We start from the raw sequence: 14,638 nt of genomic DNA, 5'->3' as shown, positions 1-14,638 counted from the left end.
CCCCGACGCATACAGCGCCAGACACCCCACCCGCAGACTGGAATGACCTCGTCGCCGGCCCCGAAGACGACGTCGTCACCCTCGAACCCATCGCCGCCGACTACGCCACCGCCCCGTAAACCGCATCGAATGGCGCCCTCAGCGGCAGAACCCGCCGTTGAGGGCGCCATTCAACGCGCGCAACCCCCGGCCCCGCTGCGCCGCCAAACATCCGTCTCATGCACGGACCTCAGTCACACCTGTGCAGGCACTGACGGCGACACCGTCCACTTCGTAGAGGCCCTTCCAGGCGTGCCGTGCCTCCTTCCAGGACCAGCAGCCGGGAAGCCCGCTTCACGGACCGGCTCCTGCTCACCAGCCAAGCGAAGAGCACGTTCAGGGGCATCGACGACATCTGGAGCAGGCGCATCCGCTTCGCTGAGGGCCCTTACCGCCCATACGCTGCCCGCACCGGTGCACAACACCAATCGCCGCATCCCGGGGACTCCCGAGGGATGCTCCGTTGCCGATCGGCCACGGCACTTGTGACTGAGCGCTTCACTTGGCGGGTGAGCGGCTCACTTGGCGACGTGAGCAAAGGGCAACGCCCACGAGACGGCCGGTCTTCGCTGACGAACCGGCGGGCGGCAATGCGCGCCCGCTGCAAGGCCGCCGTTTACAGGCCAAGGGCCAGCAGGATCGTGACCGTCGGCGGGACCGGTGCGACCCACCCCGCCCAGCGGCCCGCCCTGGCCAGGGCGGGGTGGCGCCGGCACAGCCAGAAGGCCACCACGAGCAGTGGAGTAGCCGTCCAGGACCCAAACCAGCAGACCGTGACGACCGCCACGGTTTGAGGATGAACGTCCGCGGCCATCCCGGCAAAGGCCCCGAAGAGAAACGCCATCGGAATCAGGGCAAGCGCCAAGGTCGTGACCCACCGCAACACCACGTCGGTGACAGGGGTCGTGGCGGCGCGGTCGGTGGTCAGGAAGGGAGTCGTCTCGTGCATGGGTACAGCCAAGCGGCTCCGGCCGCCGGTTCGCTTGCGCGGGCGTACTCAGGGTCGGCAGGTCTTCGTACTCATCCTGCCCAGGCAGCCGTCCAGGCGTCAGCACCGGGCCGTCCCAGGGAGCTGCGGGCTGTGGCCAACCTTGAGTTGGAACCAGTCGAGATCCCGTTTCGCAGGACACTCGCCAACTCAAACGCTCACCCGCCAAGTGAAGCGCTCAGTCACAGCTGTGACTGAGCACCGTATTTGGCCCGACTGGCCAACTACGGTGCTCAAATACGGGATCCTCAGGCTGTGCCTGGCGGGACAAGGTCCTGTCTCTTGGCCAGCGTCGGGTCCAGATGAGGATGCCGACGATGTGGAGTGCGGCCTGGTAGGCGATGGCGAGTTTGCCCGTTCGTGTGGCCAGGCCGCGCCACTGTTTAAGACGTTTGATCCACCGCTCGATGGTGTTCCGCTGCCTGTAGGCCTCGCGGTCGAAGCCCGGCGGGCGCCCGCCGTGACGGCCTCGCTGTTGGCGGTGACCGATCTGGTCGGACGGCTGTGGGATGACCGCGCGGATTAAAGGCACTGCCCGACCTGAACGCCCGGATCTCCAACGTCTCGATCGCGATCCTCAACCTGTGGCTCGTCCGGGAAACCACTCGCGAGGAGGTCGTCGACCACCTCCGTGATATCTCGCTCTGAACTCGCCGCTCAAGTGACAGATCGGCTTCACCAGTGCACCCGACGTGGTCTCCAGCGACTTCATCGGCTCCCGCCACGCGTCGATCATCGACGCGGGCGCGCTCAAGGTCGACGGCGACGCCGCGATCCTCTACCGCCGGTATGACAACGATTTCGGCTACTCCTGCCAGGCCATCCGCGTGGTCCAGCACGTCTCGGGCCTCGAGTACCCGGCCTGCCCATCCCCGGTGGTCTGACCCGGGTCTCGCTGCGCCGTGCACCGCCCACGCGACTGCCCCGCCCTCGCTCCAGGGGGCGGGGCAGTTTCCGTCACCCCGCGTCGAGCCTCTACCTTGAACTCCGACGGAATTACAAGTGGACGCAAGGGCAGGGGAGTTGGGTTAGTGGCGACAGATCCGGCGGATACGGTGTCCGTCAGCGGGGTCGGGTTCGGGGACTACTACCGGGCGCATGCGGGGCCGCTCGTCGCCCTGTCGCTGCTGCGGGGCGCGGACCTGGTGGAGGCGGCGCGACTCGCCCAGGACTCGATGACAGTGGCGCGGCGGTGGATGGACCTGCTGGTCGCGAACGTGGTCGGGGCCGCGAAGGACTCCAGGACCCCCGTGGTCACCGCGCAGGCCCTGCGGTCCTGGACGTGCCGGATGACCGTCGGCGGCGGCTGCGGAGCGCTCCGCCCAGCGCACGGGACGCTGCCCGCCCTCCTGGGGAAGGGCAGCACCGACGCCCTGGTGCAGGTCCGGACGGTCGTGGCGCTCGCCCCGCTGAGAGAGTTGAACGAGCGCCAACTCAACGTCACTGCCTTTCGGTTGGCAGGCTGTGCGCCGGGAGCGATCGGGTACGAGCTGGGCCTGTCGATGCCGAAGGTGCACCGCACCCTGCGCCACGTCGGCAAGCTGCTCGAAGCGGAGACGGGGGCACGGCAGGCCAGAGGTGCCGAGGCGCTGGGGGAGGCCGAGGGGTCTGGGGCGGCCGAGGGGTCCGCGGAGGCAGACGTCAGGTTCGCGGATCTGCTGGGCGAGCTGGCCGCCGCGCTGGATCCCGTACTCGACCTGCGAGCCGGGCTGGACGAGGTGAGCGGCTCCATTGGTGCGGACGGGACCACCGCTCGCCGCGCCCCCGTACCGCCGCTGTGGAACTTCGGCCCCTCGCTCCCCGTGCCGCCCTTCGGCGCACCCGTGCTGCACTCGTTCGCCGAGCCCGCGCCATCCGGGGTACGGGCGTACGCGGCCGGCCTCGCCCGGTGCGACGCGCAGGGCCGCGAGGCTGCGCTCGGCGGGTTTCCCGCGGTCGAGCTGGCGGCCGTACGGCTCGGAGCGGTGCTCGCCCTTCAGGTGGAGCGATTCCGGCGGGAGGCCGAGAGGTCCGGGACACGGGCCACCAGGGACGAGTTCCGGAGGGAGGACGCCCGGGTGTTCGCGGTCGCACTGGCACAGGACGCCGCGCTCGCCGCGCCGATGTTCGACGCGGTGAAGGACCTCGACGTCCCGCGCCGCGTCGGCTTCCTGGCGGCGGGCCTCGCCCATGACGACCCCTGGACGAACGAGGTCTCCTACGACGGGATCGAAGCGTCCCTCGCCCTGGCGCAGTTCCGGCGCGCGGCGGTGCGGGCGGCGCTGCGCGCGTTGCACCGGCCCGGTGCGGACACCTCCCCTCAGTCCGGCGGCTCGCTCGCCGAGGCCCTCACGCAGTCCCTGAGCGACACCCACCGGATGATCCACCAGCTCGACGAACTGAACAGCGACCTCTCGCGTGCAGAGTCGACCCTGCCGGACGGCTACTACGTCGACATGACCCGGAACTTCGATCTCCACCAGAGCTTCCACGCGGACCTGGCCCTCGGCATCGACGCCGTCCGGGAGGCCCTGTTGCAGCCCTGTCTTGGGTGATCCATGACGACAGCCCTGTCCCTGTGTCATTCGAGGTGGTGCTGGAGGCCCTTGGTCGAGGATCGACAGCGGGCAGCTTGAGACGTGGCTGACCACTGCGTCCGAACGGTCGCTGGCCTTCGTGACGAACGCCGAACGCGCGATGGTGATGCTGCTCGAAGGGGAGGGCGATCCCGGCGAGCATGCCGTGGACTCCGGGGCTCAGGGGTCGAGCGACGGGTTCGTCCTCTCCAGCGGGCAGGACGACGAGTACCCGGATGGGGACACCGTCCCCATCCGTGAGGCGTTCAGGCTCGTGAAGCAGATCGCCGGCACGGGATCCTGGCCGACGGACGCGCGCTGGTGGAGAGCCTGACCCTGGAGTTCAAGACCGCCGTCGACATCAGCGTTGTCACGGAACTCGCCCGCATCACAGACATCGACACCGTCCTGGTGGCGCAGCCGCGTGAGCTCCACCTCGTCGCGAGCCGGCAGGTAGGGCACCTCCTCCACGAGCAGGGGCTCCAGGAAATTCCGGAGGGCGGTGCGTCGCACGGAGGCATTTTCCGTGCCAACCCCGCTCTGGACCTGCGTATCGCCGCCGAGCGCCAAGAGCAGGTGGACGACTCCGCCAGCTCGGTCCGGACGCTGGCTTGACCGGTATGGAGCGCTGCTGGAACGCTACCGAGCCAAGACCGCGGCGACGGCGTAGAGGCCGAGGCCCCTGCACTGTCACGCCGGCGGAGCGCGCGACCAGGGGAGCGACTGGTGGCACACAGGGGACGTCGCCAGGGCGTCAGAAGTCGCTCACGGAACTCCTGACCGTCCGCGCCCACGTCGCGGGCGCGGCGGCTTCGTTCCTGAAGTCCGCTGGATCTACTGGTCGCGGCCGCCCTGGGTGACGTGCGGCCGAGGAACCGTCGGTAGCGGTGGATCTTCTCGGCGAGGATCTGGGGGCTTTCGGTGCCGTTGTCGACCTCCACGAACGACAGCGGCAGCCCCGCCCCCGGCGCGAAGCGCACCATGTCGGCGCGGACACTGCACCGGCCGCCGGGCTAGCCGAAGGTACCAGTGAGGCTGGAGACTCCCGTGGTGAGGCCGTTTACGCCTATCGCTCTGTGACGCCGTGCACTGGCCACGGGGAGCGGTCGAAGACCACCAGATCCACCCAGGCCAGGTGGATGGCGACCGCCAGTATGCGGGCGGTTCTCTTCGGTACGCATGCACATCGGCTCTCGGGGAACCAAGCGCACCGATATCCACCAGGAGTCCATTGGGGAAGCGCCCCATCGCATCAGGGCGGTGCCGGAAAAGCACTGGCCGGGGTGCCGCCGGCGGCGGGTCCGGGCCCTCAGCTCGCGTGGGCCGGTAAACCGAGGTTTCGTGGTTCCAGGGCCCCTCGTCGTACCACGGCCGCGGCTGCGCGGTCGGCAGGACCCCGACGCAACGGAGGAGGGCCGACCATGCCCCTGTCCGGACCGGCAGGCGGCCGCCGCCACCGCGCGGCGGCGCTCGTCGCCGCGGCGGTCTGCTCGACCGTACTCAGCTGCCCCGGATCCGGCGCCGCCCAGGACACACCGTCGCCCTCGGCAGGCATCCCCCGACTGGACTGGCGCCCCTGCACGCCCGGCAGCCCGTACGACTGCGCCACCGCCCGCGTCCCCCTCGACCACTCCGCCCCCGCCGGCCGCACGATCGACCTGGCCGTGGTCCGCAGGAAGGCGACCGACGGCGCGCACCGCATCGGAACCCTCTTCGTGAACCCCGGCGGGCCCGGCGGCCCCGGGACGGTGCAGGTCCCGCAGAACTACGGCTCCTTCCCGAAGGAGCTGCGGGAGCGGTTCGACATCATCAGCTGGGATCCTCGCGGCATCGGCAACAGCACAGCGGTGAACTGCTTCGACAGCACCGACGGTGCCGAGGCGTGGGGGCGTTCCAAGCCGGCCGGCTTCCCGGTGGGGGAAAAGGAGCGCACCGCCTGGATAGACGCCTACGAGGACCTCGGCCAGCGCTGCGAGAAGCGCGACGCCGACCTCCTGCGCCACGTGTCGACCGCCGACACCGCCCGGGACCTCGACCTGCTCCGGCAGGCCGTGGGCGATTCACGGCTCAACTACTTCGGCGTCTCCTACGGCACGATCCTCGGCGCCACCTACGCCAACCTGTTCCCCGGCAAGGTCCGCGCCATGGTCCTGGACAGCAACATCGCGCCCTCCACATGGACGAACGGCGGCCGGGCGGACGCCCGGACCCCCACCTTCCTGCGCATGGGCTCCGACCGCAGCGCGGCGGCCACCCTGGACCGGTTCCTCGACCTGTGCGGATCCGCCACCACGGGCCGCTGCGCCTTCTCGGCCGGCAGCCCGAAGGCGACCCGCGCGAAGTTCGACCAGCTGATGCAGCGCCTCAGGGTCCACCCGGTGGACACGTGGACGTACGCCAGGACGGTCGCCGACACGGTCAACGGCCTCTACATCGTCGACCCGGGCTGGGCGGACCTCGCCCGCCGCCTCCAGGACCTGTGGGAGGGCCGGGTCCCGAAGCAGGCCACGGTCCCGCCCCCGCCGCCCGTCGCCAACCCCGATCCGTACCTCGGCGATGAACAGGCGATGGCCGTGTGGTGCGGCGACAGCCCCAACCCCCGCGATCCCGCCGCCTACCACGGTCTGGAGGAGAACAGCGCCAGACGGGCGGGCGACGCAGGCCGCTTCTGGACCTGGGCCGGAGAGCCGTGCGCCACCTGGCCGGCCCGGGCCGCCGACGGGTACGCCGGACCGTGGAACAAGCCGACCGCGCACCCCGTCCTCGTGGTCGGCACCAGGTACGACCCCTCCACCTCGTACGCGGACTCCCAGGCCATGGCGAGGGAACTGGCCAACGCCCGCCTGCTCACCCACGACGGGTACGGCCACACCGCCCTGTTCAACAACGCCAGCAACTGCGTTAAGACATACGAGAGCCGCTACTTCGTCAACGGCACACTGCCACCGCCCGGGACCACCTGCCGCCCGGACAAACAGCCCTTCTCCTGATCGTTCTGAATCCGGGCCGCCGCGCGATCCCATCACCCGCGCAGGGCACGTACGGGATGGACACGGACCACGCCCCCGTCCGACTTCCCCCAATCCGCCTCCGGCATAGCGACCGAGGACACGTGGACAAGCCAGACCACGTGGTCGAAATCCGTGCGGCGGACGCCGAGGCGTACCGCGGCCTGGTCCGGGCCGAGAGGGACGTGCCGGTCGAGCAGCGTCGGCAGACCCCGGCGGCGGCCGAGCCCGTCCACCTGGTCCGAGTGGACGCCGGGGAACTCGACATCGCCGCCGAGGTAGACCAGGAGGCCGACCCGGACGAGGCGTCCGACCGCCGAGGCGGTCACCCGCGGCCGGCAGCGCGGCAGCGGCACGCCGAGGCCTCCGTGAGGCGGTCCGCCGCCCACCCCGCCCCCGACCGGGCCACGCAGGGCCGCGCGGACCGCCTCCGGGTCGGCGGCCCCCACCACCACACGCGACCACTCCCCCGGCCCGCGTCCGCTGGCGGAACCAACCCGGAGCCGGCCGCCCACCGCCAGGCCGCCAGGCCGCCACCGGCACCGGCACCGGCACCGGCACCGGCACCCGACCCGTAGCCGCGTACTCGTCGTACACCACACGGACAGAACGCACCATGGAACACACCCTCCACGCTCACCCCGGGACCGGGCCCGGGCCCGGGACCGGGGCCGAGCAGGCCGGCGGCCTCGCGGGCGGCGTGCCGCTGCACCTCCTCCGACGGCCGCACCAACGGCCCACCCGGCGCCGCTCCGGCCGCCGGCCGGAACGCGAGCGCCCGATCCACGGCGACCACCGCGGCCAGCCTCTCCCTGGACGCGATACGCCACGCCGCGCGGTGACAAGCCACTCGGTCAGTCGGGCGGAGGAGGAGCGGGTCCCCCGCCGGGGGGACCCGGTCCCTACTCGCGGCGGAGGCCGCGACCGGCGGTGAGGTGGGAGGTTGGAGGCAGTCGGGATACAGCCCGACTCCCCTCTCCCCAGTGAGGATTGACCATGCGAAAGCTCACCACCGCCATCGCGCTCACGACTGCAGCCGTGGCCCTCGCGGCCGGGGTGGCCGGCACCGCCGCGGCCGCGCCCACGCCGGCCACCCCCGTACAGGCCCAGCACCTCGCACTGCACAGCTGGACCCTGCTCAACGAGCACGGCCCGGGCCCCAATCCAGGCGAGCGGCTCACCGCGTGGGTCAGCGCCCGTACGGTCGACGGCCACGCCCGGGGGCACGTCGTGGTGCAGCACGTGTTCGAGAAGACCGGCACTACCCGGGCCGAGTTCGACGTCGACTGCCTGACCGTCGACGGGAGCGGCGCCATCACCGTGACCGGGCCCATCTCGCAGATCGTGGTCACCCCGTTCGGGGGCGATCCGTACCTTTTCGAGGAGGGCCAGCACCCCGAGGCCGGCCTCACCTTCTATCCGACCGACGAGCAGAACCAGCGCCGGGTCGGCTGGAACCGGACCAACCCCCAGACGCACTCCGAAGTCGTCAAGTGCGGCGCGGTTCCGGCCAGCCTCTGGGTCATCGACGGCGGGACCTTCCTGCGACGCTAGAAGCTTGGACAACGTAGGCATCGTCCACGCAGACCTCCCGGACCACCCGCCGGACGGCAAAGACAAGACCATGCAGTCGACGCGTGGCCACCCGGGCGGCATCCTCGGCGTTCTTCAACGCCCTCTCGTGCCTGCCCGGCGCGGCTCCGGCCGCCCTCCTCGACGTCGGCCTGGACTGCGCCACCTACCGGCACCGGCTGGCCGACCGCGCGGCCGTCGGCTCGGCGCATTACAGACACGCCGCTATGCCTACCGTCCCCCGCACCCCTCAAAAGGCGCCGCGCCCGGGTCAAGTATGCGGCGAGGGCGCGCTGGTGGGGTACCGGTGCGCTGATCGCACTAGGGTCCGTCTTCGAATGGCACTGTTAGCCGTTTCACCTGCCCTGATGTGGCATCGCTCATGCTCATGGGCGAGGCTGGAACCCATGGAGATCAGAACGGGCCGCAGGAGCGATGCGGCCGAGGTTGCGGCGCTGCATGCCGAGAGCTGGCGTAAGGCGTATGCGGAAATCATGCCCAGCAGCTTCTTGGCTGGCCCTCTCCTCGAAAATCGCCTGGAGCTTTGGTTCGGCCGACTTGACGAGCCGCACCCAGGGGCGGCGCTGTTCGTGGTTGAGGAGGCGGCCAAAATAGTGGGTTTCGCGTATGTGATCCCTCAATCTGACGGTCGGCTCTTGTTGGACAACCTGCACGCCAGGCCGGGCCGCACCGGGTCCGGGATTGGCGGCCGGCTGCTGGCGCACGCCTTGGCATGGGCGGCCGATGAACACCCGGGCAGCTCGGTCTATCTGGAAGTGCTGCGCGCCAATACACGCGCCATCGCCTTCTACGAGCGGCACGGCGCTCTCCGTACTGACGAACGCGTCTGCCGGTTCGAGCAAGGATTTGAGCTGCCCGAGCTCGAGTACACCTGGCCTGTCGCCTCACCTGCGTAGGCCAGCACGGCGTGCACTGGAGGGGCAGGGAGCTGTCCCCATCACTTGACACTTCCGAGATCATGATCCCGTGTGCACCAGCGTCACGAACTTGCCGATCACGAGTGGAAGTTACTGGCACCGCTGCCGCCACAGGCTAGGGCAGGCCGTCCGCGAGTAAACGACCGCCAGGTCCTCAATGCGATGGTCTACAAGATCCGGACCGGGGTCCCCCGGCGTGACCTGCCGGAACGTTACGGCTCATGGAAGACGGTCTACACCCGCTTCCGCCGCTACGCGACTAAAGGCCAAGGCCGTGAAGTTACGGGCTGATTGGCTCTGTCAACAGGATGTCGATGCTGAAGGTGGCCTTGTAGGTGCGGCGGTCGACGCGCAGGCTCTTGTACGCGTAGCGGGATAGGGGGCGCTTGACCGCGCGGGGGCTGAGGCGGAGCCGGCGGGCGGGCATGGCCCGGTCCAGGACCGCGCATCCGATGGCGCCGACGAGGTCGATGACGGTGCCGGCGATCACGCCCGTGGCTTGTATGACCTGGTCACGGGCGGTCTGCAGGGCGATGCTGAAGCTGGCCCGGTCCGGGTCGGCGTCGGGGATCGTGTCGGTGGCGTCGGTGATCGCGATCCTGATCAGCTGGTAGACGGTCAGCAGGGCGTAGACCTCCTGGGCGATACCGGCCATGGTCCGAGCCCGCAGCACACGGCGGCCGAGCATGGATTTCTTGATCGCGAAGTAGGCGGATTCCACCTCCCAGCGCTCGTGGTAGAGCTTGACCAGCTCGAACGCGGGGTGGCGGCGGTGGTCCAGGAGCGTGGTGGCCAGCCGGTAGACCCCTGTGGTGCGTCCGGCCGTGGTGGCGATGGTGATCTCGCACTCGATGATGCGGACCTCCAGCGTGCCGATCCGCGACAGGAACGATCCGTCGGGCAAACGGCGCAGGACTGGTGGCTTGCGGGCTGCGGACAGGCGGGCCAGGAACGCCGCTCCGGTGCCGGCCACGGTTTCGAGGAAGGTATTGGAGGAGAAGCCGCGGTCCAGCAGCACGATCATCGAAGCCTGCAGGGAACGGGCGAGGCGCTTGCCGTAGGTGGTCTCGCCACGGGTACGGGGGGAAGACCGCGTCGATGACGGCGCGGGTTCCGCAGGCGACCAGAGCCACCAGCAGGATCTGGGGGTAGCCGGAGGCGGCGTACTGGTTGGAGGTCTTGCCCAGGCGAGCCCGGGTGGCCGGGTCGTCGGGGACATCGAGATAGGTGCCGTCGATGGCGACCACTAGCAGCCCGGTCCAGCGGGCGCCCGTGGTGCGGATCGCGGACGCCGGCCCACGCACCAGGTCGAACAGCGCGCGCATCGGGCGCACCCCGAGCCGGGCACGGGCGTGCCACAGCGCAGTGCCGGTGACCTTGGGTACCGGCAGGGACCCCAGCCCAGCGTTGAGCTTGGACCACACCGCGAGGTAGCCGCACTCCTCGAACAGCGCCGCGGCCAGCAGCAGGTAGACCACCACCCGGGCGGGCAGCTTCCGCAGCCGCTGCTGCACCGCCTCGCACTCGGCGAGGACCTCATCGACCATCTCGAACGGCACGATCTGCGTCAACTCACCCAGATGACCAGGAGCGAAGACACCTTCGGCTACCGCGATCTCGCGGCTGATGACACACTGACCGGACAGCGGAGCTCCCGTGGTGAACGACTCGTCTGAGCAGACAACGTCGTTCTACCGGGGCTCCGCTCTCCACGTCAGGTGGTCCGCCAGAACCACCTGGTGGAACGGCCGACCTATGACCAAGCCCCTCAAGCAGCACTGCCTAAACTTCTCATTGAGCCCGATCGGCCTTCCACTCCCGGGCAAGCGTCGCATAGACGTACTCGCTGCCCCAGCGCTCGTTGTCGAGGTCGTTCTCGACAAGGTGCGCCTCCCGGCGCATGCCGAGGCGCTCGCACACGCGCACCGACCCGGTGTTGAGTACGTCGAGGCGGGCGAAGAGCCGGTGGACGCCCAACTCGGCGAAAGCCAGCGCGGCGGTCGCACGCGCGGCCTCGGTCGCGTAACCCCGGCCGCCGTACGCTGGGTTGAAGATCCAGCCGATCTCCACCTGGCGTGCTCGCGCGCTCGTGAGCTTCAGGACAACCTCGCCGACGACCGTTGCTTCGCCGACCGGGCAGACGGCGACCACGAGGTCGTCGCCGTCCTCGGCCCACGCCGTGCCAGCGCGCGCCTCGTCAGGCTCTGCGCGCACCGTTCACGAGTGAGCGGCTCCCGGTAGAGGTAGCGAGCGACTTCGGGGAGGCCCTGGTACGCGTACAAGTCATCGAGGTCGTCCGGCGTGAACATACGCAAAAGGAGTCGTTCGGTGCTGAAGGGCAGCGAGAGTATGGTCATCGATCTGGTGTTTCTCCCCCCGGGGGCTACCGCGCCAGCCTGAGTGACCGGACCGCGGACCTCCCAACGACTCATCTTGGGCAACAACGCCGTTCTAACCCCCTTGCCACCAGCAGCGCAACCGTAATTTCACGGCCTTGGACTAAAGGCGTGTTCACTCAGGGCCCAGCAAGAGATCCAGGCTCAAGCGGATGCCGCCGCGACATCGACTGGCTCGTCCAGATCGACTTCACCATCGTCCGTGCCCACCAACACGCCGCCACCGGCCGAAAAGGGGGACCTACCGGGCGGACGAACCGGACGATCACGCTCTCGGTCGATCTCGAGGAGGCCTGACCACCAAGTCCACCTCGCCTGCGACGGGCGCGGCCGTCCCCTCGCCGCCCTGCTGACCCCGGGCCAACGTCACGACGGCATCTGTGCACGCCCCCTGCTCAAACGCATCCGAGTGCCCCAAGTCGGCCTGGGCCGGCCCCGCTGCCGCCCGGACCACGTCATCGCAGACAAGGCCTACAGCTCACGCGGATTCCGCGCCTACCTTCGACGCCGCGGCGTCGGACACACCATTCCAGAGAAGAGCGACCAGAAGAAGCACCGCCGGAACCCAGGCCGGCGAGGTGGTCGACCGGCAGGCTTCGACATCGAGATCTGCCGCCGCCGCAACACAGTCGAACGCTGCTTCAACCAGCTCAAAGGCTCCCGAGGCATCGCAACCCGCTACGAGAAGACCGCCGCCTCCTACGAAGCTGTCGTCACCCTCGCATCGCTCCTGCTCTGGGCTAGATCAATTTGAAGACGGACCCTAGTACTGCAACGGTGCTTGCAGTGACGGTTGGGTAGTTCGGTCGTTGTTCAGTTCATGGGTGGGGAACTTGTTGATGCCCGGTTGTGGGCTGGTGAACTGAAGGCTTTGCATGAGCGGTTCGTGCATCGTTTCTCCAGGTCGGAGCCGCGGGAGTCGGCTCTTGCCTATATGCGGGGGCTGGTGGCTCCGTTGGAGCGGAAGAACGGGTGGACGCTTGCCGAGGAGGCCGGGCATGCAGGTCCGGACCGGATCCACCGGCTGCTGAACCGGATCGACTGGAACGCCGATGAGGTCCTGGACGACGTGCGGGACTACGTCATCGAGCACCTCGGAGACCCGGAAGCGGTGCTGATCGTGGACGACACCGGATTCCTCAAGAAGGGCATCCGCTCTGCCGGGGTCCAACGCCAGTACTCCGGAACCGCCGGGCGGACAGAAAACTCCCAGATCGGAGTGTTCCTCGCCTATGCCGGCGGCCGGGGCCGCACGTTGATCGACCGCCGCCTGTATCTGCCCACCTCATGGACGGAAGACCGGGAACGGTGCCGGGCTGCCGGCATTGAGGACACGGTCGCCTTCGAGACGAAGGTGGTGATGGCCAAGGCCATGGTCCACCAGGCGATCACAGGCCGGATTCCGTTCCGGTGGGTGACCGCAGATGCCGCTTACGGCTTCTCCAAGGGCTGGCGCACCGAGCTCGAGCAAGCCGACGTCTTCCACGTCATGGCCACCACCCGGCACGACACCGTCGTCACCCGCTGGGCGATCGACCACCCCGTCCACGACCTCTTTCCCGGGCTGCCCCGGCAGAAATGGAAACGCCGTTCCTGCGGGAACGGTGCCCATGGCCCGCGGGTCTACGACTGGGCGAGGTCGAGGTGAGGCCCTGGCACCGCGAGGACCGCCGGCACTGGGTCATCGCCCGCCGAAGTGTCCGCAGGCCCGACGAGATCTCCTACTACATCGCCTACTGCCCGGCCGAAACCACACTCGACGAGCTGATCCGCGTCGCGGGAAGCCGGTGGGCGGTCGAGGAATGCTTCCAGACCGCGAAGCAGGAGTGCGGCCTGGACGACTACCAGGTCCGCCGCTACGACGGCTGGCACCGCCACATGACCCTGGCCATGGCCGCACACGCCTGCCTCACCGTCCTGCGAGCCCGCGAACTCGACACCGGGAAAGCAGAAACGGATCCCCCCAGCTCATACCCCTCACCCTCCCCGAACTCCGACGCCTGATCAGCCGGCTCACCCGGCCCCGCCCGACCATCGACCACATCCTGCACTGGTCACACTGGCGTCGGCGACGACAGTTCCAGGCCCGCGTCAGCCACTACAAACGACGCGGCCACACACCACCAGAAACTGCCCAACCATCACGGCAAACACCGTTGCAGTACTAGGCCGCGGGTGCGGGTCACAGAAGATCCGGAAGCCGTGGTACGTCTCCGCGTTCACGGATTGAGCGAAGGGGGGCGGCCCCGACAACCGAGCCGGGCGCCAATCCATCACACCCGTCGGCGGCGAGGCCTCGTCGCGGTCCGCTCTGTGGGCGTACCAGAACAGCATGAGCGCGATGCGGTCATGGCGCAGGACGGCGTGTTCTTGACTGGCCCTTCAGCCCTTTTGGGCACGGAACGTTGGCGAGGCCAACGAGGACTCGAAGGCTCCCGTCGCCGGTCAATTCCCGGTGAGCTGCTGGTGGACGCACTGCGTGTACTGCTGGAAACTGTCGGGCTGGTAGCACTCCTGCGTCTTGTTGGCGTACCAGACGAAGAAGACGGCGACCAGGACGGACACCACCATCGCGATGGTCGACATCACCACGCCGATGATGGCCTTGCCTCGGCCGATACCGGTCCGTTTGGCCGTCGTCAGGGCGACGATGCCCAGGATCAGGCCGATGCCGCCGAACAGGCCGCCGATGAAGACGACCGACGTGCTCAAGCCGATGACGCCCAGCACCATGGCGGCCCCGGCCAGGCCGTTGCTGCCGCCCGGAGGCCGCATGCCGTAGCCGCGGGCTTGAGAGCCGGGGGAATACGGGTCCGCCTCAGCGGCCCAAGCCGATGCCGTGTGATTCGGCGACATCTCCAGTCCTTGCGTGTTCATCAGACGTCCTCCGGTCAACTGTTCAGGGCACGATCCTGGCTTCCGGGGTCGCGGATGCGCATCGCGGGAAGGCGGGAGAAGGTGCTCCCTCGATCGGGGGAGGCCACCGGTGAGCTGCCCGGTCATACTGGGCCGATTACGATCAAGGGGCTCCGGCCGCTGCTGCGCGGCTCCACGTACTCGGGCATGCTGTCGCACCGACAGCTGACCCGGGGCGGCACCCAGCGTTGATCTCGGCGTGCTGCGCGGCGCTCATGCGCGCGGC

12 protein-coding genes and 6 pseudogenes are annotated in these 14,638 nt (G+C 69.2%); 10 read left to right on the top strand and 8 right to left on the bottom strand.

From position 1 onward, the window contains the following. Positions 1–655: 655 nt before the first annotated feature. Together ACZ5WG_RS24410 and ACZ5WG_RS24405 are read right to left on the bottom strand one after the other, a co-directional pair. Complete coding sequence (locus tag ACZ5WG_RS24410; protein WP_468725877.1) at positions 656–988, bottom strand: hypothetical protein; 333 nt, start codon at positions 986–988, stop codon at positions 656–658. A 331-nt stretch (positions 989–1,319) separates the two neighbouring features. Then, a pseudogene (locus ACZ5WG_RS24405) lies at positions 1,320–1,550 on the bottom strand (IS5/IS1182 family transposase); the annotation flags it as partial. Between the two features lie 2 nt (positions 1,551–1,552). Here ACZ5WG_RS24405 and ACZ5WG_RS24400 point away from each other — a divergent pair. The 4 genes and pseudogenes from ACZ5WG_RS24400 to ACZ5WG_RS24385 form a co-directional block, all read left to right on the top strand. After that, positions 1,553–1,911 (top strand): annotated as a pseudogene (locus ACZ5WG_RS24400) (glyceraldehyde-3-phosphate dehydrogenase); the annotation flags it as partial. 147 nt (positions 1,912–2,058) lie between these two features. Beyond that, positions 2,059–3,561: a hypothetical protein gene (locus tag ACZ5WG_RS24395; RefSeq protein ID WP_468725875.1), complete on the top strand. Its 1,503-nt coding sequence runs from the start codon at positions 2,059–2,061 to the stop codon at positions 3,559–3,561. Between the two features lie 121 nt (positions 3,562–3,682). Then, entirely contained in the window at positions 3,683–3,916 is a 234-nt protein-coding gene (locus tag ACZ5WG_RS24390; protein WP_468725994.1) for a hypothetical protein, read from the top strand. After that, on the top strand, positions 3,904–4,197 hold the full coding sequence (locus ACZ5WG_RS24385) for a hypothetical protein (protein WP_468725993.1): 294 nt from the start codon (positions 3,904–3,906) through the stop codon (positions 4,195–4,197). Before ACZ5WG_RS24390 ends, ACZ5WG_RS24385 begins: the two co-directional genes overlap by 13 nt. Positions 4,198–4,460: 263 nt before the next feature. On the opposite strand, the pseudogene ACZ5WG_RS24380 reads toward ACZ5WG_RS24385, so the two are convergent. Next, positions 4,461–4,565, bottom strand: a pseudogene (locus ACZ5WG_RS24380) (hypothetical protein); the annotation flags it as partial. A 438-nt stretch (positions 4,566–5,003) separates the two neighbouring features. On the opposite strand from ACZ5WG_RS24380, the gene ACZ5WG_RS24375 reads away from it, so the two are divergent. Then, on the top strand, positions 5,004–6,572 hold the full coding sequence (locus ACZ5WG_RS24375; RefSeq protein ID WP_468725873.1) for an alpha/beta hydrolase: 1,569 nt from the start codon (positions 5,004–5,006) through the stop codon (positions 6,570–6,572). A 32-nt stretch (positions 6,573–6,604) separates the two neighbouring features. On the opposite strand, the gene ACZ5WG_RS24370 is transcribed toward ACZ5WG_RS24375, so the two are convergent. After that, positions 6,605–7,045, bottom strand: coding sequence for a hypothetical protein (locus ACZ5WG_RS24370; RefSeq protein WP_468725871.1), 441 nt, complete (start codon positions 7,043–7,045; stop codon positions 6,605–6,607). 541 nt (positions 7,046–7,586) lie between these two features. Between ACZ5WG_RS24370 and ACZ5WG_RS24365 the strand changes: the two genes are divergently transcribed. The 3 genes from ACZ5WG_RS24365 (at position 7,587) to ACZ5WG_RS24355 (ending at position 9,391) form a co-directional block, all read left to right on the top strand. Next, positions 7,587–8,144 (top strand): hypothetical protein, encoded by a 558-nt coding sequence (locus ACZ5WG_RS24365; protein WP_468725869.1) that lies wholly within the window; start codon positions 7,587–7,589, stop codon positions 8,142–8,144. A gap of 425 nt (positions 8,145–8,569) precedes the next feature. After that, positions 8,570–9,079, top strand: a complete 510-nt coding sequence (locus ACZ5WG_RS24360) for a GNAT family N-acetyltransferase (protein WP_468725868.1) — start codon at positions 8,570–8,572, stop codon at positions 9,077–9,079. A gap of 72 nt (positions 9,080–9,151) precedes the next feature. Then, positions 9,152–9,391: a transposase gene (locus ACZ5WG_RS24355; RefSeq protein WP_468725866.1), complete on the top strand. Its 240-nt coding sequence runs from the start codon at positions 9,152–9,154 to the stop codon at positions 9,389–9,391. Here ACZ5WG_RS24355 and ACZ5WG_RS24350 read toward each other — a convergent pair. From ACZ5WG_RS24350 to ACZ5WG_RS24340, 3 genes and pseudogenes are all read right to left on the bottom strand, one after another. Continuing rightward, complete coding sequence (locus ACZ5WG_RS24350; protein WP_468725864.1) at positions 9,381–10,124, bottom strand: transposase; 744 nt, start codon at positions 10,122–10,124, stop codon at positions 9,381–9,383. The two genes, ACZ5WG_RS24355 and ACZ5WG_RS24350, sit on opposite strands and share 11 nt — an antisense overlap. Before the next feature lie 343 nt (positions 10,125–10,467). Next, positions 10,468–10,647, bottom strand: a pseudogene (locus tag ACZ5WG_RS24345) (transposase domain-containing protein); the annotation flags it as partial. Between the two features lie 244 nt (positions 10,648–10,891). After that, positions 10,892–11,457 (bottom strand): annotated as a pseudogene (locus tag ACZ5WG_RS24340) (GNAT family N-acetyltransferase). Between the two features lie 241 nt (positions 11,458–11,698). Here ACZ5WG_RS24340 and ACZ5WG_RS24335 point away from each other — a divergent pair. Continuing rightward, entirely contained in the window at positions 11,699–12,250 is a 552-nt protein-coding gene (locus ACZ5WG_RS24335; RefSeq protein ID WP_468725862.1) for an IS5 family transposase, read from the top strand. Positions 12,251–12,316: 66 nt separating this feature from the next. Continuing rightward, positions 12,317–13,500, top strand: a pseudogene (locus tag ACZ5WG_RS24330) (IS701 family transposase). 441 nt (positions 13,501–13,941) lie between these two features. Here ACZ5WG_RS24330 and ACZ5WG_RS24325 read toward each other — a convergent pair. Then, positions 13,942–14,373 (bottom strand): DUF4190 domain-containing protein, encoded by a 432-nt coding sequence (locus ACZ5WG_RS24325; RefSeq protein ID WP_468725860.1) that lies wholly within the window; start codon positions 14,371–14,373, stop codon positions 13,942–13,944. Positions 14,374–14,638: the final 265 nt, after the last annotated feature.

Source organism: Streptomyces sp. NPDC032745 (genome assembly GCF_055579465.1).
The sequence above is the reverse complement of the archived record's forward strand: the minus strand, read 5'-3'. Positions and strand labels throughout refer to the sequence as shown.